Raw genomic sequence first — 17,707 nt, forward strand, 5'->3', positions numbered from 1 at the left:
CTAAGGTTTCGAAAGTCTTGTTTTCATTAGCAGGGGAGCGAACCAGCTGACCAGTTGGGTCAACACGAAGACGCCGAATACAGCCAGCGGCGCCAATGGCTTCACACCTGCAAAGGTCAGTGCAAACAGCACTGCCGTCAAAATCAGTTTCCCCGCCTCGCCGGCATAAAAAGACCGGACGATAGCCTGGGCTGCTCGGGCGCCGGAAAACCGAAAGGCCCTGTGAGCAAAATACATATTGGGCAGCAAGGCTATCAGGCCTCCGCAGAGTCCTGAATATCCGGCTACGACTCCATGCCAATACCAAAGCGCCAATGCGGCGATCAGCAAAACGACAAATTGAGCCAATAAAACCGGAAAAACGGCCAAGCGATGGAACGGCAACGTGTTTGGCGTGCGGGTTTCCATCACTCTTGCTCCTCAATGGTCGGCTGCCGGAAATCAATAACTTGGCATAATTTGTGCCGACAAAATGCGCGCAGAGTATAGGGGCGGTTCTGCCCCTATTCAACTGCCGGGTAGTGATTTCCGATCACGCGCTACATAAGCAAATGTTTCAGCGGATGTGAGCAAGGACGCCCTGAAGCTCATCAAGGGAGTTATATCCGATGACCAATTGTCCTTTGCCTTTCTTACCGTGGCGAATTTGCACCGCAGAGCCTAGGCGCTCGGCCAGGCGCTGCTCGAGACGTGCGATATCCGGATCAGGTTTGGCCGTTTCGACCGGTGCAGGTTTGCCGCTGAGCCATTGGCGAACCAGGGCCTCGGTCTGACGAACGGTGAGACCTCGTGCGACAACGTGTCGCGCCCCTTCAACCTGTTGATTTTCCGGCAAACCGAGCAAAGCACGGGCGTGACCCATCTCCAGATCGCCGTGGGAAAGCATGGTCTTGATGACTTCCGGCAGTGCGATCAGGCGCAGCAAGTTCGAAACGGTAACGCGGGATTTCCCCACCGCCTCGGCCACTTGTTGTTGGGTCAGCTGGAATTCCTGCTGCAAACGTTGCAGCGCGATGGCTTCTTCAATCGGGTTGAGGTCTTCGCGCTGGATGTTCTCGATCAACGCCATGGCGATGGCGGTTTCATCCGGCACATCGCGCACCATCGCCGGGATGGTGTCCTTGCCGGCCTGCTGGCTCGCGCGCCAGCGGCGTTCACCGGCGATGATTTCAAAGCGGCCACCCCCAATCGGACGCACCACGATCGGCTGCATCACGCCCTGAGCCTTGATCGAATTGGCCAGCTCTTCCAGCGCCTGCGGGTCCATGTCCCGGCGAGGCTGGTATTTGCCGCGCTGGATAAGGTCCAGGGGCAGGTGTTGCAGCTCGCGTTCGTCGGCCTGCACCGCCTGTTCTTCAAGCGATGTGACGGTCGGACCACTCAACAGTGCATCCAGTCCACGTCCGAGACCTCGTTTCTTGACGGCCATGGGGATTCCTTAAGTTGGCTGGGCTGCAGCGGTGCGTGAGTTGCGGCGTTGGCGACGAACCATCTCGCCGGCCAGCGCCAGGTAGGCAATGGCACCACGCGAAGTCTTGTCATATGCCAGCGCAGGCATGCCATAGCTGGGTGCTTCGGCCAGGCGGATGTTGCGCGGAATCACGGTGTCGTACAACTGCTCGCCGAAGTGTTCCTTGAGCTGGGCCGACACATCATTCATCAGGCTCAGGCGCGGATCGAACATGGTACGCAGCAAGCCTTCGATCTGCAGGTTCGGGTTGAGCAGCTCGGCAATACGCTTGATGTTATCCACAAGGTCACTCAAGCCTTCCAGTGCGTAGTACTCGCACTGCATGGGGATAATCACGCCGTCGGCGGCCACCAGCGCGTTCAATGTCAGCATCGACAATGACGGTGGGCAGTCGATCAAAATGTAGTCGTAGTTCTCGCGGATCGGCGCCAATGCGCTGCGCAGACGGCTTTCTTTCATCTGCATTTCCAGCAGCACAACTTCCGCCGCGGTCAAATCGCGGTTGGCCGGCAGCAGTTGGTAACCGCCGTGTTCGGAGTAGTGCATGGCTTGGGCCAGGTCGCACTCACCAATCAGCAGGTCGTAGACCGAGTTTTCCAGGCCGTGTTTATCCACACCGCTACCCATGGTGGCGTTGCCCTGTGGATCGAGATCGATCAGCAGCACCCGACGCTTGGTGGCGACCAGGGATGCTGCGAGGTTGATGCAGGTGGTGGTTTTGCCCACGCCACCTTTCTGGTTCGCTATCGCGAATACCTTAGCCATTCTTGCTTGTGTTCCCAATCATGCCGTGCGGCGCAGTATCAGCAGATGGCGTTGGCCTTGGCAACCGGGTACGGCCAAGGCGTGTTCGCTATCGAGGTGGAAGTCTGCCGGCAATGCTAACAGCTCGTCGCTTGGATGAACGCCCTTCATTGCCAGCCAACGGGTATCACGATCGCCCAGATGGCGGGTCCAGTTGCTGAAGTTCTCCATGCTGCTGAATGCCCGGGAAACGATTCCGTTGAAAGGCTGTTCAGGCGTGAAGCCTTCGACCCGGCTGTGGATAACTTGCAGGTTATCCAGTTTGAGTTCGAGTTTGACCTGGGTCAGGAAGCGGGTTTTCTTGCCATTGCTATCAAGGCAGGTCACTTGCGACTCGGGAAACAGGATCGCCAGCGGGATGCCGGGCATGCCGCCGCCACTGCCCACGTCGAGCCAACGACCGTTTTCGATAAACGGCATCACGCTCAAGCTGTCGAGCAGATGGCGGGAGACCATTTCGTCGGGATCACGCACTGCGGTCAGGTTGTAAGCCTTGTTCCATTTGATCAACAGGGCCAGGTAGCCCAACAGCAATTCATGCTGGGCCGGGGTCAGGTCGACGCCCAACTGGCGCGCACCTGTGGATAACTCTTCGGCGTGTTGCGAGGTGACCAACGAACTCAAGCGCTTTGCTCCAACTGACGGCCCGCGCCGCGTTTTTTCAAATGGATCATCAACAGCGAAATCGCTGCCGGGGTGACGCCGGGGATACGTGAAGCCTGGCCCAAAGTCTGCGGCCGAGTTATCCCCAGCTTGCTTTGGATTTCTTTCGACAGCCCGGAAATTCCGGTGTAGTCGATATCCGTAGGCAGCTTGGTGTCTTCACTGGCGCGCAGGCGAGCGATCTCATCCTGCTGGCGGTCAATGTAACCGGCGTATTTGGTCTTGATTTCGACCTGCTCGGCAACCTGTGGGTCTTCTGCGCCCTGGCCAGTCACTTCGACCAGACCCGCGTAGTCGATTTCCGGACGCGACAGCAGGTTCAGCAAGTTGTACTCGTGGGTCAGCGGCGTGCCGAATTTTTCCGCAATCGCGTCGCCTTGTTCAGTGCCCGGGCGAACCCAGGTGCTTTTCAGGCGCTGCTCTTCGAGCGTGATGCTTTCGCGTTTTTTGCAGAAGGCTTCCCAGCGTGCGTCATCAACCAGGCCCAGCTCGCGACCTTTTTCGGTCAGGCGCAGGTCGGCGTTGTCTTCCCGCAGGATCAGGCGATATTCCGCCCGGGAAGTGAACATCCGGTACGGTTCCTGGGTACCCAGGGTAATCAGGTCGTCCACCAACACGCCGATGTACGCTTCATCGCGACGCGGGCACCAGCTGTCTTTGCCTTGAGCACGCAGTGCAGCATTGGTCCCGGCCAGCAAACCCTGGGCGCCGGCTTCTTCGTAACCGGTGGTGCCGTTGATTTGCCCAGCAAAGAACAGACCGCCGATCACTTTGGTTTCCAGGCTGTACTTCAGGTCACGCGGGTCGAAGTAGTCGTACTCGATGGCGTAGCCCGGACGCACGATGTGTGCGTTTTCCATACCGCGAATCGATTGCACGATCTGGATTTGCACGTCGAACGGCAGGGAAGTGGAAATCCCGTTCGGGTACAGCTCGTGAGTGGTCAAGCCTTCGGGTTCGATGAAGACCTGGTGGCTTTCCTTGTCGGCAAAGCGATGGATCTTGTCTTCGATCGACGGGCAATAACGCGGGCCAATGCCTTCGATCACACCGGAATACATCGGCGAACGGTCGAGGTTCGCGGCGATGATCTCGTGGGTACGTGCATTGGTGTGGGTAATCCAGCAGCTGACCTGTTTGGGGTGCTGCTCTTTGGAACCCATGAACGACATGACTGGGATCGGCGTATCGCCGGCTTGTTCGGTCATCACCGAGAAGTCCACAGAACGCCCGTCAATACGCGGCGGGGTCCCGGTTTTCAAGCGACCGACGCGTAGCGGCAGTTCACGCAGGCGTTTTGCCAGGGCAATCGATGGCGGATCGCCGGCGCGGCCACCGGAGTAATTCTGCATACCGATGTGGATAAGTCCGCCGAGGAATGTGCCGGTGGTCAACACCACGGATTCTGCCAGGAAGCGCAGGCCCATTTGCGTGACAACACCGCGTACCTGGTCCTGCTCGACGATCAGGTCATCCGCTGCTTGTTGAAATATCCACAGGTTCGGCTGGTTTTCCAGGGTTTCGCGAACGGCAGCCTTGTACAGGATGCGGTCAGCCTGTGCCCGAGTGGCACGTACGGCCGGACCTTTGCGGCTGTTGAGCACGCGAAATTGGATGCCACCTTTGTCGGTCGCCATGGCCATCACACCGCCAAGGGCGTCGATTTCCTTGACCAGGTGGCTTTTGCCGATCCCACCGATGGCGGGGTTGCAACTCATGGCACCGAGGGTTTCCACGTTATGCGTCAACAACAGGGTTTTTACGCCCATGCGTGCTGACGCCAGTGCTGCCTCGGTACCGGCATGACCGCCGCCGATGACGATCACTTCAAAACGGGAAGGGAAATCCACCACGCACCTCGTGCCTGCTTATGTAGGTAATTAGGAATTGATTGGTTGAGCTGGTTTTAGAGCTTTGGCGGCAAGTATAGGGACTTAGCCCTTCCTAAAGAACCCTTTGCACAAAATTTAACCAGCTGTGGATGAATCACAGACAATAGAAATTAAAAGAGAGAAATATATTAAAGCTTTGTTTTTATGTTTATTTCTACTGAACAACATTTCTGTGGATAGATCTCTACAGGCCTTAATTTACGTTGTGTACAGCGATTCAAAAGTCTGTGGTCATGTGCCAATGAGGCCGTTGGATAAGTGCGTTAAGCCTGTGGATTAAACAGGTGGTTATCCACATAGGGGTTTTTGCTCAGGTTTCAGGCCCTGTTATCAACTGGGCACAGGAGCGGTTATTCACAGGGCTTAATCCACAGAAATCAGTGAATCTGGCTGTATTCTGTCCACGACAACGCCAGCCGAAACCTTCCACTCGGTGGTGAGCACGGCAAAAAGAGATCTATTGTGAGAAAACCGCAGGACAGTTAATAATAGCGATTATCATTAACCTGCCTTGTCATGCCCTATGTCCCCTTCCTCACACACGGCTGCGGTCCAGAACATCTATGAGCAGCACCATTCCTGGCTGCATGGGTGGCTCAAAGGTAAGTTGCATAACGCCTGCGATGCGGCCGATGTGGCGCACGATACGTTCGTGCGCATCCTGGGCGGGCGGCATGCGGCGCAGATCGTTGAACCGCGTGACTATTTGGCGACCATCGCCAGAGGCCTGGTGATTGATCGTTACCGTCGGCACGCCATCGAACAGGCTTACAAGCAGACCTTGGCCGAACGGCCTGAAGCGAATGCCATCAGCGAAGAAGATAAAGCCATCATCCTCGAGACGTTAGTGGCTGTGGATAAAGCCTTGTCTGCACTCGGTGAGCGGGCCCGGCGGATTTTCATGCTGTCGCAGATCGAGGGGCTGACTTATCAACAGATTGCCGATCAGCTCCAGGTGTCACTGACCACGGTGAAGAAGCATATGATCCGTGCATTGACTGAATGCTCGCTGATCATGGCCAGCTTGTAATGGCGGCGCCTGATCGCAAGACCTTCGAGGCCGCTGCCAGTTGGTATGTGCAGTTTCAATCCCAGACACCGACCGCCGCCGAGCGCCATGCCTGGCAACAATGGCTCAACGGCGATCCGTCCCATCAGGCCGCGTGGAACCAGATGGAGCAGTTGCAGCGCAGCCTCGGCGCCCTGCCCCAGGATTTCACCCGCCGCGCATTGTCGACCAGCCAGCAACGTCGCCAGGTGTTGAAGTGGATGCTGGTGTTGGGCGGTACCGGGTACCTCGGCTGGAATGTTCAGCAACACACGCCCCTTGGCAACGTATGGGCCGACTACCGGACCTCCGTGGGTGAGCGCCGACGTGTCGAGTTGGCTGACGGCACGCGAATTGATCTGAACACCCGTACGGCAATTGACGTGGTATTCGATGGGCGTCAGCGTTTGATCCGCCTGCGTGAAGGTGAAGTACTTATCCACACAGGCAAGCGGGGTGGTCAAACGCCCTTTTATGTCGAGACGCGCCAAGGCCGAATCCAGGCCTTGGGCACCACATTCAACGTGCGCCAGTTGCCAGATTCCACACGTGTCGGCGTCCTGGAGGATAGGGTGAGCGTAGCGCCTGGTGACCAACCCAGCCATGCGCGGCTACTCAGTGCCGGTGAAAGCGCTGACTTTGATCGCCAACACGTGGGGGTTAACCACGCGTACCGCAGCTCACAGGCGGCCTGGGTCGATGGTCAGTTGATCGTATTGAATGCTCGCCTCGGAGAGGTGATCGAAGACCTCGCCCGCTACCGCCCTGGCGTCCTGCAATGCGACTTGGCGTCGGCACGCCTGCGTGTCTCCGGGACCTTCCGCCTGGATTCCACCGATGCGGTACTGGCCAATCTGCAGGCAACACTGCCGATCCAGGTGAAGTACTTCACCCGTTATTGGGTTTCGGTCAAGCGAATCGGTTGATCGCAAAAAATATCCGCACCAGGGGTTATCTTTTTTTTACCTGACACGGCCCTACAGGTAATCACGACGTCACCTTCAGGGCTTATCCACCTATGCGCCTCCCTTCCAAGCTCCGCCAACGACTTTCCTACCACGGTATGACGTGCAGCCTGCTGCTCGGCACGGCAGCCACCGCCAGTGTTTTGTTATCCACTGATGCCCTGGCCGCCAGCGCGGTGCAGCACTACGTCATTGCAGCCGGTCCCCTGGACAATGCCTTGAGCCAATTTGCGGCCAAAGCGAACGTGATTCTGTCTTTCTCACCCCAGCAAACCGCGCGTTTGAGCACGACCGGGCTTGAGGGCGAGTATTCGGTGGAGCAAGGCTTTGCGCTGTTGCTGCAGAACTCGGGGTTACAAGCGGTATCCCAGGCGCCCGGCAGCTATGTCCTGCAAGTCATTCCCGCAGGGCAACTCACGCTTGCACCCACCACGGTCAGCACTTATCAACAGAGCGGTTTCAACCAGGAGATCGCCGGGGATGTGGGCTACAAGGCACAAAACAGCCGCATCGGTACCAAGACCAGCACGCCCCTGTCAGAAACACCGCGTTCGGTATCGGTCGTCACCAGCCAGCGTATCAAGGACCAAAAGTCGCAAACCCTGACGGAAGTGTTGGGCTACGTGCCGGGTATCTTCGCGCCACCCTTTGCTGCCGGCGACGGTCTTGCCGGTGACCTGTTCTTCATTCGTGGTTTCAATGCCACGGATTACGGCTACGGTTTGCTGCGAGATGGCCTACGCGTACAAGGCAATCGGTATGACACCACCAGTGAGCCGTATGGCCTGGAGCGCGTCGAAATCTTCCGTGGCCCCTCTTCCCTGCTCTACGGCGAAAACGCACCTGGCGGCTTGGTGAACTTGGTGAGCAAACACCCGACTGCCACGCCGCAAGGTGAAGTCCAGCTGGGGTACGGCTCGAATAATCGGCGTCAGTTGGGTGTGGATATCTCGGGGCCGCTCAATGACAGCGGCAATATCCTTGGGCGGGTTGTGATGCTTGGTCGAAAATCCGACACGCAGACTGACCATGTGCCAGATGATCGCCTGTACATAGCCCCCTCACTGACCCTGAATTTCGACGACTACAACACCCTCACCCTGTTAGCCAATTACCAAAAGGACCACACCAATCTCGAACTTGGCCTACCAGCCGCGGGCACCTTGCTGAAAAATCCCAATGGCAAGCTGTCCAAGCACACCCTGCTCGGCGACCCGGACTGGAACACATTTGAACGTGAAGCCTGGAGCACCGGTTACGAATTCAGCCACAGCTTCAACGATGATTGGCAGTTCCGTCAGAACTCGCGGTATATGCAGTCCCGCATCAACCGTCATGAAACCTGGCCCAGCGCGCTGAATAACCGCGGATTCGGTACGCAACTGAACATGACTGCCTACGACCGCTACAACAAGTCGATGGTGTATTCCCTGGATAACCAGTTGGAAGGCAAATTCCAGGTGGGTGGCCTGGAAAACACCGTGCTGTTGGGTGCTAGCTATGACCGCACCTCTTTCAATCAGGATTGGGATGCCGGTTTCGCCGGCACCATCAATGTATATAACCCCGTGTATCTGCGTGATCCACTTACGCCCGTGGCGGTGCAAAACACCTTGCTCGAGCAGCAGATGAAAGGCGTTTATGCACAGATCCAGAGCAAATATGACCACTGGCTGTTCCTGCTGGGTGGTCGTCAGGACTGGGTCGACAGCGATTTCCGCGACAAGGTCAACAAGGCCAGCAACACCGGCTCGCAAGACCGCAAGTTCACCTACCAGGGCGGGGTGATGTACCAGTTCGACAACGGCCTGACGCCGTACGTCAGCTACTCCACCGCATTTGTGCCGGTGCAGCAGATCTCCAATGCCGGTTCGCCGCTGAAGCCGATTACCAGCAGCCAGTACGAAGTGGGTGTGAAGTACGAGCCGATCGGCTGGGATACGGCGATGACCCTGTCGGTGTATGACCTGCGCAAGGAAGACGACACCTACCTCGACGCCACCACCAACAGCTATCGCCAGGTGGGCGAAAGCCGGGCTAAAGGTGCGGAAGTCGAGGTGAACAGCAACATCACGCCCAACCTGAATGTGACGGCCGCCTACACCTACACTGACGCTCGGATTACCAAGGATTCGGCTACATCGCTGGTCGAAGGGCACCAGATGACGGGAGTTCCACGCAACCAGGCTTCGGTGTGGGGCAAGTACCGATTCCTTGATGGCCAACTCAAAGGCTTGTCCCTGGGCGGCGGTGTGCGTTATTTCGACAGCACCTTTTCCTACACCGCGCCAACGCTGTACGGGAAGTTGGATGCAGGAAGCGTCACCTTGGTGGACGCAGCCGTTGGCTATCAGATCGACAAACATTGGTCTGTGGACGTGAACGCCAAGAACCTGTTCGACAAGGAATATGTATCTGGTTGCAACGACGCGGGCCGCTGCTATTGGGGTGAAAGCCGTACGCTGCTTGGGACGGTTTCGTATAACTGGTGATGGATGAGGGCCTGAAGAATTCTGCTGTTCTTCAGGCCGCTATCGCTGGCAAGCCAGCGCCTACAGGGGTGTGGATAACTTGGTTATTTGCCGATGCAGAAGCTGGAAAATATCCGCCCCAACAAATCATCGGAGCTGAATGCGCCGGTGATTTCTCCCAGCAGTTGCTGCGCCTGGCGTAAATCCTCAGCCAGCAGCTCCCCTGCCCCCGCCAAGGTCAATTGCGCCCGACCATGCTCCAACGCTGCGCTCGCATGACGCAACGCCTCCAGGTGCCTGCGGCGCGCACTGAAGCTGCTTTCCGACGTCTGCTCGTAACCCATGCAGGCCTTGAGGTGCTCGCGCAGCAATTCCAGACCTTCACCTGCCGATTTCGCGCTCAAGCTTAGAGTGACATGGCCATCCGCGCTGGTTTCCATGGCAATGGCTTCACCCGTCAAGTCGGCTTTGTTGCGAATCAAGGTGACTTTGGCCGGGTCCGGCCGTTGCTCGAGGAATTCCGGCCACAATGCAAAAGGATCCACAGCCTCGGGCGCCGTGGCATCCACCACCAGCAACACCCGATCCGCTTCGCCGATGGCTTTGAGTGCGCGTTCCACGCCGATCTTTTCCACCTGATCGTCGGTATCACGCAAACCTGCGGTATCGACTACATGCAGTGGCATGCCGTCGATGTGGATATGTTCGCGCAGGATATCCCGGGTGGTACCGGCAATCTCGGTGACGATGGCGGCTTCACGCCCCGCCAGCGCATTGAGCAGGCTGGATTTACCCGCATTCGGCCGCCCAGCGATCACCACCGTCATGCCGTCACGCAGCAGCGCGCCTTGCCCCGCTTCGCGCAGGACTGTGGATAACTCATCACGAACTTTATCCAGCATCGCCAATACGTGGCCATCGGCGAGAAAGTCGATTTCTTCCTCGGGAAAATCAATCGCGGCCTCGACGTAAATACGCAGGCTGATCAGTTGCTCGGTCAAGTTATGCACACGCAGGGAGAACGCGCCCTGCAGCGAGCGCAGTGCATTACGTGCAGCCTGTGCAGAACTGGCTTCGATCAAATCAGCAATGGCTTCAGCCTGGGCCAGGTCGAGCTTGTCATTGAGAAAGGCCTGTTCGCTGAATTCACCTGGCCTGGCCAAGCGACAGCCCAGTTGCAGGCAACGTTGCAGCAACATATCCAGGACAACCGGGCCACCGTGACCCTGCAATTCCAGGACATCTTCCCCAGTAAACGAATTCGGGCCTGGAAAATAGAGGGCCAACCCCTCGTCCAGCACGCTTTGGTCAGCGTCCAGGAACGGTCCGTAATGGGCATAACGTGGCTTCAATTCACGGCCGCTGATAGCGTTGGCTGCAACGCTTGCGAGCGGCCCGGAAATTCTAACGATGCCGACACCGCCGCGACCTTGAGCGGTAGCGACGGCAGCGATGGTTTCACGAGGTGCGCTCATCAGCAGATTCCAAAACAAAAGTGACGGAAAGCAAAACGCCCCACTAGGGGGCGTCTTGAGTGGTTATCCACAGAGTAAATTACGCCGCGGCTTTTGCAGTAGCCGCTTCGATTTTACGTGTGATGTACCACTGTTGAGAGATAGACAACACGTTGTTGACCACCCAGTACAGCACCAGACCGGCTGGGAACCACAGGAAGAAGAAGGTGAAGATGATTGGCATCATTTTCATTACCTTGGCCTGCATCGGATCCGGCGGAGTCGGGTTCAAGCGCTGCTGGATGAACATGGTTGCGCCCATGATGATCGGCAGGATAAAGAACGGGTCTTTGATCGACAGGTCAGTTATCCACAGCATGAACGGCGCCTGGCGCATTTCCACGCTTTCCAGGAGTACCCAGTACAGCGACAGGAACACCGGCATCTGCACCAGAATCGGCAAGCATCCACCCAGCGGGTTGATCTTCTCTTTTTTGTACAGCTCCATCATGGCCTGCGACATCTTCTGCCGGTCATCGCCATGTTGTTCTTTCAGTGCCGCCAGTTTCGGGGCCACGGCACGCATACGAGCCATCGACTTGTAGCTGGCTGCCGACAGAGGGAAGAAGATCCCCTTGATCAGCATGGTCAGGAAGATGATCGACCAGCCCCAGTTACCGACGATGCTGTGGATATGTTGCAGCAGCCAGAAAATAGGCTGGGCAATGAACCACAGGAAGCCGTAATCCACAGTCAGTTCCAGACCTGGGGACAACTCTTTGAGCACGGCCTGGCTTTTCGGACCGGCGTACAGGGTAGCGCTGGTTTCAGCCTTGGCACCTGGTGCGACCGTCAACGCCGGGCCAGTAAAGCCGATGATGTAGTTACCTTGGCTGTCCTTGCGGGTTTGAACCAGGTTCGCATCACCTTTGTTCGGGATCCAGGCGGTCACGAAGTAGTGTTGCAGCCAAGCAACCCAGCCACCTTGAACGGTTTCTTTCAGCGAGCCCTTGTCGATATCTTTCATCGACACTTTTTTGTACGGCTCGTTACTTGTCCACAGGGCTGCGCCCAGGTAAGTCGCGGTGCCGGTGGCGGTGCTGGAAGAAGGATCGGAGCTCGCGTCACGCTTGAGCTGGGCAAACAGGTTGCCGCTCCACGGTTTGCCGCTTTCGTTGTCGATCAGGTAAGTGACCTTCAAGTCGTACAAACCACGGGTGAAGCTGAAGCGCTTGATGTAGTTGACGCCGTCGAGGCTGAATTTCAGGTCGACGTTCAACTGGTTCTGGCCATCGGCCAGTTGATAAGTCTTCTGCTCGGTCGAATAAACCGGACGACCGGTAGCACGTGCATCCGGACCGTTGGTGCCGGTCAGGCCGCTTTGCGCCAGATAAGTACGCTCACCACCGTTATCGAACAGTTGGAACGGAACATCCGGATGGTCTTGGCGACGTGGATACAGCGGCAGTTTCAACTGCGCAATATCACCACCTTGTGGGTCGATAGCCAGGTCGAGCACATCCGTTTTGACGTGGATGAGGTCTTTATTGGTGACCACTGGCGTTTCTAAAGGGGCGCTTGTCTCGCCATTCGCGCTGGGAACATCGGCACTCGCGGACGCATTGTTACCCAGCGGGGTGTCCGGAATAGCCGGCGCAGCCTGGTTGGTAGCAACATTCTGAGTCGGCAGGGCAGCCTGGCCATAGTCCTGGTTCCACTTAAGAACCATGACGTAGGACACGATTGCCAGGGCGACGATCAGGATCGTGCGTTTAATATCCATGATTACTCGGCCATCGAAGAAGAACGGGAGGTAGGGATAGGTGGAACCGGGTCATAACCACCGGGATTCCACGGATGACAGCGACCTAAACGACGAAAGGTCAGCCAGCCACCGCGCAGAAGACCATGGTTTTCTATGGCCTCTAACGCGTAGCAGGAACAACTGGGGTAGAAACGACAGTGGTTGGCCATCAGAGGACTAATGGCATAGCGATAAAACTGGATCGGAACGAGGGCCAGTTTACGCATCAAGGCTGTCTACCCCTACAGTTTCGGTGCTGACTGCTGGTGCTGGCTTGTTGGTACGCGCCAAACGTTTCCAGAGCTTGCCGAAATGCTGAATCAATTCGGGGTTTTCTACGTCCCCCAAGCCTTTGCGCGCGACGATAACAATATCCCAACCAACCAGAGTGTCCTGGTGGAGGCGAAACGATTCGCGCATCAGACGCTTGAGGCGATTGCGCTCAACGGAGAGCTTTACGCTCTTCTTGCCGATCACCAACCCGAGACGGGGGTGATCCAGATCGTTGTTACGCGCAAGGAGCAGGAGATTTTTCCCCGGAACCTTGCCGGTGGGGGAGTCAAAGACTGCCTTGAAATGCCGGGGGGTTAGCAGACGCTTTTCCCGACTGAAGTCCTGACTCACCACCAGTACCGGATTATCAAACTGCCAGACGCGCACGACCTTTGGCGCGACGACGCGACAGGACAGCACGGCCGTTCTTGGTAGCCATGCGAGCACGGAAACCGTGGGTGCGGGCGCGTTTGATGGTGCTTGGTTGGAAAGTACGTTTCATGGCGTTGTTACCTGGTTCGTCCACAACGGGCCGGAATGGCCCCCGTTTTAAGAGACCGGCGATTCTAGTGAAAGCAAGCCTCTAGGTCAATTTCCAACCAGCTTTTCCTTTAATTAGATCTCTGCAGCCGATTTGCCCTTTTGCGTCCGCGCCGCTTCCACGGGCAATGCCATAGATATAAAAATAAAGAAGGAAGTTATTTAAAGCTTTTCTGTAAAGCTTATAAAAGCTAGGCAGGCGATCATCTGTGGATAACTACCTTGAGGCCATGTTCTACGTGATGTACAGAGAATGACAACACGGGGGAGAAACGGTGCTCTGCCTGTGCTGCGCTGTCGGATAAGCTGTGTGTGGAATGGGTTGTTATCCACAGGCCAGTTACCCACAGACTTTCTCCCCCACTTGTGCAACGACCTTAGGGGGGCTTATCCACAGAGCTTATGCACAGACCATTGGTCGCCTTTATTACCCTTAAGACGTTGATTTTGGCCGGTCCGTGATCAACCTACATGTGGATAAGTGGGCGGCTCGCCGCTACAATGGCGGCTGTTTTTGCCTCACCGGCTTTCAACTTAGGGGATATCCGTGTCAGTGGAACTTTGGCAGCAGTGCGTGGAGCTTTTGCGCGATGAGCTGCCTGCCCAGCAATTCAACACCTGGATCCGTCCACTACAGGTCGAAGCCGAAGGCGACGAGTTGCGTGTTTACGCGCCCAATCGTTTTGTTCTCGACTGGGTCAACGAGAAGTACCTGAGCCGCGTGCTCGAATTGCTCGATGAACACGGCAACGGCCTCGCACCCGTGCTCTCCTTATTAATAGGCAGCAAACGTAGCTCCGCACCTCGTGCTGCGCCGAACGCGCCATTGGCCGCTGCTGCGTCGCAAGCCCAGGCGGCACCGGTTGCCAGTACACCTGCACCGGCTCCTTCCAAATCGTCTGCGAAGAAAAATGCAGCCGAGAATGAAGAACCGTCGCGCGATAGCTTCGACCCGATGGCCGGTGCCAGCTCCCAGCAAGCCCCGATCCGTGCCGAACAGCGCACCGTTCAGGTTGAAGGTGCGCTCAAGCACACCAGCTACCTGAACCGCACGTTCACGTTCGAGAATTTCGTCGAAGGTAAATCCAACCAGCTGGCTCGTGCAGCCGCCTGGCAGGTCGCCGACAACCCCAAGCACGGTTACAACCCTCTCTTCCTTTATGGTGGCGTCGGCTTGGGTAAGACTCACTTGATGCACGCTGTGGGTAACCACCTATTAAAGAAGAACCCGAATGCCAAGGTCGTGTACCTGCACTCGGAGCGCTTCGTGGCTGACATGGTCAAGGCCCTGCAGCTCAATGCCATCAATGAATTCAAGCGTTTCTACCGCTCGGTTGATGCGTTGCTGATCGATGACATTCAATTCTTTGCCCGTAAAGAGCGTTCCCAGGAAGAGTTTTTCCATACCTTCAACGCCCTGCTCGAAGGTGGCCAGCAGGTCATCTTGACCAGTGACCGTTATCCGAAAGAGATCGAAGGTCTGGAAGAACGCCTGAAATCGCGTTTCGGCTGGGGCCTGACTGTTGCAGTAGAGCCGCCGGAGCTCGAAACCCGCGTCGCGATCCTGATGAAAAAGGCCGACCAGGCGAAAGTCGACCTGCCTCACGATGCTGCGTTTTTCATCGCTCAACGCATCCGCTCCAACGTGCGTGAGCTGGAAGGCGCACTCAAGCGGGTCATCGCGCACTCGCACTTCATGGGCCGCGACATCACCATTGAGCTGATCCGCGAGTCCCTGAAGGACTTGTTGGCACTTCAAGACAAGCTGGTGAGTGTGGATAACATCCAGCGCACCGTGGCCGAGTATTACAAAATCAAGATTTCCGACCTGCTGTCCAAGCGCCGTTCGCGCTCGGTAGCACGTCCCCGTCAGGTGGCCATGGCACTCTCCAAGGAGTTGACCAACCACAGCCTGCCGGAAATCGGCGATGTGTTTGGCGGGCGTGACCACACCACGGTCTTGCACGCGTGCCGCAAGATCAATGAACTTAAGGAATCCGACGCGGATATTCGCGAGGACTACAAGAACCTGCTGCGTACACTGACAACGTGATGACACCAGCGCAGCTTATTAAGGCAAGGGACTAGACCATGCATTTCACCATTCAACGCGAAGCCCTGTTGAAACCCCTGCAACTGGTCGCAGGCGTCGTCGAGCGCCGACAGACCTTGCCGGTGCTCTCCAACGTATTGCTGGTGGTCGAAGGCCAGCAATTGTCCCTGACCGGTACCGACCTGGAAGTCGAGCTGGTTGGTCGTGTGCAGCTGGAAGAGCCCGCCGAACCTGGCGAGATCACCGTGCCGGCGCGCAAGCTGATGGACATCTGCAAAAGCCTGCCGAACGACGCGCTGATCGACATCAAGGTTGATGAAGCGAAGTTGGTCGTCAAAGCCGGTCGCAGCCGCTTCACCCTGTCCACCTTGCCGGCCAATGATTTCCCGACGGTGGAAGAAGGTCCTGGTTCGCTGACCTGCAGCCTGGAGCAAAGCAAACTGCGTCGTTTGATTGAGCGCACCAGTTTCGCCATGGCCCAGCAGGACGTGCGTTACTACCTCAACGGCATGCTCTTGGAAGTGTCGGAAGGCATTATCCGCGCCGTGGCTACCGACGGTCACCGTCTGGCGATGTGCTCGATGCGTGCTGATATCGGCCAGCCGGACCGTCACCAGGTGATCGTGCCACGCAAGGGTATCCTTGAGCTGGCGCGTCTGCTCACTGAGCCGGAAGGCAATGTCAGCATCGTGTTGGGCCAGCACCACATTCGCGCTACCACTGGCGAGTTCACCTTCACTTCCAAACTGGTCGACGGCAAGTTCCCGGATTACGAGCGCGTGCTGCCTAAAGGCGGTGACAAGCTGGTACTCGGTGATCGCCAGGCCTTGCGCGAGGCGTTCAGCCGTACCGCGATTCTGTCCAACGAAAAGTACCGTGGTATCCGTCTGCAACTGGCCAACGGTCAGTTGAAGATTCAGGCGAACAACCCGGAGCAGGAAGAAGCGGAAGAAGAAGTGGGCGTCGACTACAACGGCGGTTCACTCGAGATTGGCTTCAACGTGAGCTACCTGCTGGACGTACTGGGTGTGATGACCACCGAACAGGTTCGCCTGATTCTGTCGGACTCCAACAGCAGCGCCTTGGTACAGGAATCCGACAACGACGACTCGGCTTACGTCGTCATGCCGATGCGCCTGTAATCATGCTCAGCAGAAGCTAGATGTCCCTCAGTCGCGTCTCGGTCACCGCGGTGCGCAATCTGCACCCGGTGACCTTCTCCCCCTCCCCCCGCATCAATATCCTCCACGGCGCCAACGGCAGTGGCAAAACCAGCGTGCTGGAAGCCATTCATCTGTTGGGACTTGCCCGTTCCTTTCGCAGCGCTCGCCTGTTGCCGGTCATCCAGTACGAGCAATTGGCGTGCACGGTGTTTGGCCAAGTTGAGCTGGCTGAGGGTGGGCACAGTAGCCTGGGGATATCCCGTGATCGCGGCGGAGAGTTTCAAATTCGCATTGATGGGCAAAATGCTCGCAGTGCTGCACAGCTGGCGGAAATCCTGCCGCTGCAATTGATCAACCCCGACAGTTTCCGTCTGTTGGAAGGTGCGCCAAAAATCCGCAGGCAATTCCTCGATTGGGGAGTGTTCCACGTGGAACCACGCTTTATGGCCACCTGGCAGCGCTTGCAGAAGGCCCTGCGGCAGCGGAACTCATGGCTGCGGCATGGTACACTTGACGCCGCTTCGCAAGCGGCCTGGGACCGGGAACTGTGCCTGGCCAGCGACGAAATAGATGAATACCGCCGTGCCTATATCAAAGCCTTGAAACCAGTCTTTGAGCAGACCTTGAGTGAGTTGCTGGATCTCGAGGGGCTGACACTGAGTTACTACCGTGGTTGGGACAAAGAGCGCGAGCTGAGTGCAGTGCTCGCCACGTCCTTGCAGCGGGATCAGCAAATTGGCCATACCCAGGCCGGACCCCAGCGGGCTGATTTGCGTCTTAGATTAGGCGCGCACAATGCTGCGGACATCTTGTCCCGTGGCCAGCAGAAGTTGGTGGTGTGTGCACTGCGTATCGCACAGGGTCATCTGGTTAGCCAGGCCCGACGCGGACAGTGTATTTATCTGGTGGATGACTTGCCGTCTGAACTGGACGAGCAGCACCGCCGCGCGTTATGCCGCTTGTTGGAAGAATTACGCTGCCAGGTGTTTATCACCTGTGTAGACCACGAATTATTGAGGGAAGGCTGGCAGACGGAAACGCCAGTCGCTTTGTTCCACGTGGAACAAGGCCGTATCACCCAGACCCACGACCATCGGGAGTGAAGG

General features: G+C 57.1%; 16 protein-coding genes. 6 read left to right on the forward strand and 10 right to left on the reverse strand.

From position 1 onward, the window contains the following. The 5 genes from K7431_RS08415 to mnmG all read right to left on the reverse strand — a co-directional run bounded on the left by K7431_RS08415 (position 1) and on the right by mnmG (position 4,788). Positions 1 to 408, reverse strand: coding sequence for a F0F1 ATP synthase subunit I (locus K7431_RS08415; RefSeq protein ID WP_015886649.1), 408 nt, complete (start codon positions 406 to 408; stop codon positions 1 to 3). 148 nt (positions 409 to 556) lie between these two features. Continuing rightward, positions 557 to 1,429: a ParB/RepB/Spo0J family partition protein gene (locus K7431_RS08420; RefSeq protein ID WP_015886650.1), complete on the reverse strand. Its 873-nt coding sequence runs from the start codon at positions 1,427 to 1,429 to the stop codon at positions 557 to 559. A 9-nt stretch (positions 1,430 to 1,438) separates the two neighbouring features. Further along, positions 1,439 to 2,236 carry a ParA family protein gene (locus K7431_RS08425; protein ID WP_015886651.1) on the reverse strand — a complete coding sequence of 266 codons (798 nt, stop codon included), beginning with the start codon at positions 2,234 to 2,236 and terminating at the stop codon, positions 1,439 to 1,441. A gap of 18 nt (positions 2,237 to 2,254) precedes the next feature. Continuing rightward, entirely contained in the window at positions 2,255 to 2,899 is a 645-nt protein-coding gene (gene rsmG, locus K7431_RS08430; protein WP_015886652.1) for a 16S rRNA (guanine(527)-N(7))-methyltransferase RsmG, read from the reverse strand. Next, positions 2,896 to 4,788, reverse strand: coding sequence for a tRNA uridine-5-carboxymethylaminomethyl(34) synthesis enzyme MnmG (gene mnmG, locus K7431_RS08435; protein WP_043206345.1), 1,893 nt, complete (start codon positions 4,786 to 4,788; stop codon positions 2,896 to 2,898). The genes rsmG and mnmG overlap by 4 nt, the downstream gene beginning before the upstream one ends. Positions 4,789 to 5,353: 565 nt before the next feature. Here mnmG and K7431_RS08440 point away from each other — a divergent pair. The 3 genes from K7431_RS08440 (at position 5,354) to K7431_RS08450 (ending at position 9,335) form a co-directional block, all read left to right on the forward strand. Next, a complete protein-coding gene (locus tag K7431_RS08440) occupies positions 5,354 to 5,860 on the forward strand; it encodes a sigma-70 family RNA polymerase sigma factor (RefSeq protein WP_043206089.1) in 507 nt (168 codons plus the stop codon). Continuing rightward, positions 5,860 to 6,804, forward strand: a complete 945-nt coding sequence (locus K7431_RS08445) for a FecR domain-containing protein (protein ID WP_015886655.1) — start codon at positions 5,860 to 5,862, stop codon at positions 6,802 to 6,804. Before K7431_RS08440 ends, K7431_RS08445 begins: the two co-directional genes overlap by 1 nt. Positions 6,805 to 6,896: 92 nt before the next feature. Beyond that, a complete protein-coding gene (locus tag K7431_RS08450; RefSeq protein ID WP_015886656.1) occupies positions 6,897 to 9,335 on the forward strand; it encodes a TonB-dependent siderophore receptor in 2,439 nt (812 codons plus the stop codon). Positions 9,336 to 9,418: 83 nt separating this feature from the next. Here K7431_RS08450 and mnmE read toward each other — a convergent pair whose 3' ends face one another. The 5 genes from mnmE to rpmH form a co-directional block, all read right to left on the reverse strand. Then, the gene (gene mnmE, locus K7431_RS08455; RefSeq protein ID WP_015886657.1) at positions 9,419 to 10,789 is read right to left on the reverse strand and encodes a tRNA uridine-5-carboxymethylaminomethyl(34) synthesis GTPase MnmE; all 1,371 of its coding nucleotides are present in this window, start codon (positions 10,787 to 10,789) and stop codon (positions 9,419 to 9,421) included. 79 nt (positions 10,790 to 10,868) lie between these two features. Then, entirely contained in the window at positions 10,869 to 12,551 is a 1,683-nt protein-coding gene (yidC, locus tag K7431_RS08460) for a membrane protein insertase YidC (protein ID WP_015886658.1), read from the reverse strand. Positions 12,552 to 12,553: 2 nt separating this feature from the next. Then, positions 12,554 to 12,799, reverse strand: coding sequence for a membrane protein insertion efficiency factor YidD (gene yidD / locus K7431_RS08465; RefSeq protein WP_003213574.1), 246 nt, complete (start codon positions 12,797 to 12,799; stop codon positions 12,554 to 12,556). Beyond that, complete coding sequence (gene rnpA / locus K7431_RS08470; protein ID WP_010565857.1) at positions 12,792 to 13,196, reverse strand: ribonuclease P protein component; 405 nt, start codon at positions 13,194 to 13,196, stop codon at positions 12,792 to 12,794. The genes yidD and rnpA overlap by 8 nt, the downstream gene beginning before the upstream one ends. Before the next feature lie 16 nt (positions 13,197 to 13,212). After that, on the reverse strand, positions 13,213 to 13,347 hold the full coding sequence (rpmH, locus tag K7431_RS08475; protein ID WP_003213577.1) for a 50S ribosomal protein L34: 135 nt from the start codon (positions 13,345 to 13,347) through the stop codon (positions 13,213 to 13,215). 585 nt (positions 13,348 to 13,932) lie between these two features. Between rpmH and dnaA the strand changes: the two genes are divergently transcribed. From dnaA to recF, 3 genes are read left to right on the forward strand one after another with little or no spacing between them, the layout of a single operon-like run. Then, positions 13,933 to 15,438 carry a chromosomal replication initiator protein DnaA gene (gene dnaA, locus K7431_RS08480; RefSeq protein WP_012721451.1) on the forward strand — a complete coding sequence of 502 codons (1,506 nt, stop codon included), beginning with the start codon at positions 13,933 to 13,935 and terminating at the stop codon, positions 15,436 to 15,438. 38 nt (positions 15,439 to 15,476) lie between these two features. After that, positions 15,477 to 16,580: a DNA polymerase III subunit beta gene (gene dnaN, locus K7431_RS08485; protein WP_010207719.1), complete on the forward strand. Its 1,104-nt coding sequence runs from the start codon at positions 15,477 to 15,479 to the stop codon at positions 16,578 to 16,580. A gap of 20 nt (positions 16,581 to 16,600) precedes the next feature. After that, entirely contained in the window at positions 16,601 to 17,704 is a 1,104-nt protein-coding gene (recF, locus tag K7431_RS08490; protein WP_012721452.1) for a DNA replication/repair protein RecF, read from the forward strand. Positions 17,705 to 17,707: the final 3 nt, after the last annotated feature.

The organism is Pseudomonas fluorescens group sp. (assembly GCF_020093335.1).
Taxonomy (GTDB): Bacteria; Pseudomonadota; Gammaproteobacteria; order Pseudomonadales; family Pseudomonadaceae; genus Aquipseudomonas; species Aquipseudomonas petroselini.

Excerpts from the sequence above, each read along its gene's own strand:
- K7431_RS08415 (WP_015886649.1), bottom strand. The coding sequence starts at position 408 with ATGGAAACCCGCACGCCAAACACGTTGCCGTTCCATCGCTTGGCCGTT.
- rpmH (WP_003213577.1), bottom strand. The coding sequence starts at position 13,347 with ATGAAACGTACTTTCCAACCAAGCACCATCAAACGCGCCCGCACCCAC.
- mnmE (WP_015886657.1), bottom strand. The coding sequence starts at position 10,789 with ATGAGCGCACCTCGTGAAACCATCGCTGCCGTCGCTACCGCTCAAGGT.
- yidC (WP_015886658.1), bottom strand. The coding sequence starts at position 12,551 with ATGGATATTAAACGCACGATCCTGATCGTCGCCCTGGCAATCGTGTCC.
- K7431_RS08420 (WP_015886650.1), bottom strand. The coding sequence starts at position 1,429 with ATGGCCGTCAAGAAACGAGGTCTCGGACGTGGACTGGATGCACTGTTG.
- K7431_RS08425 (WP_015886651.1), bottom strand. The coding sequence starts at position 2,236 with ATGGCTAAGGTATTCGCGATAGCGAACCAGAAAGGTGGCGTGGGCAAA.
- yidD (WP_003213574.1), bottom strand. The coding sequence starts at position 12,799 with ATGCGTAAACTGGCCCTCGTTCCGATCCAGTTTTATCGCTATGCCATT.
- K7431_RS08445 (WP_015886655.1), top strand. The coding sequence starts at position 5,860 with ATGGCGGCGCCTGATCGCAAGACCTTCGAGGCCGCTGCCAGTTGGTAT.
- recF (WP_012721452.1), top strand. The coding sequence starts at position 16,601 with ATGTCCCTCAGTCGCGTCTCGGTCACCGCGGTGCGCAATCTGCACCCG.
- dnaN (WP_010207719.1), top strand. The coding sequence starts at position 15,477 with ATGCATTTCACCATTCAACGCGAAGCCCTGTTGAAACCCCTGCAACTG.
- K7431_RS08450 (WP_015886656.1), top strand. The coding sequence starts at position 6,897 with ATGCGCCTCCCTTCCAAGCTCCGCCAACGACTTTCCTACCACGGTATG.
- K7431_RS08440 (WP_043206089.1), top strand. The coding sequence starts at position 5,354 with ATGTCCCCTTCCTCACACACGGCTGCGGTCCAGAACATCTATGAGCAG.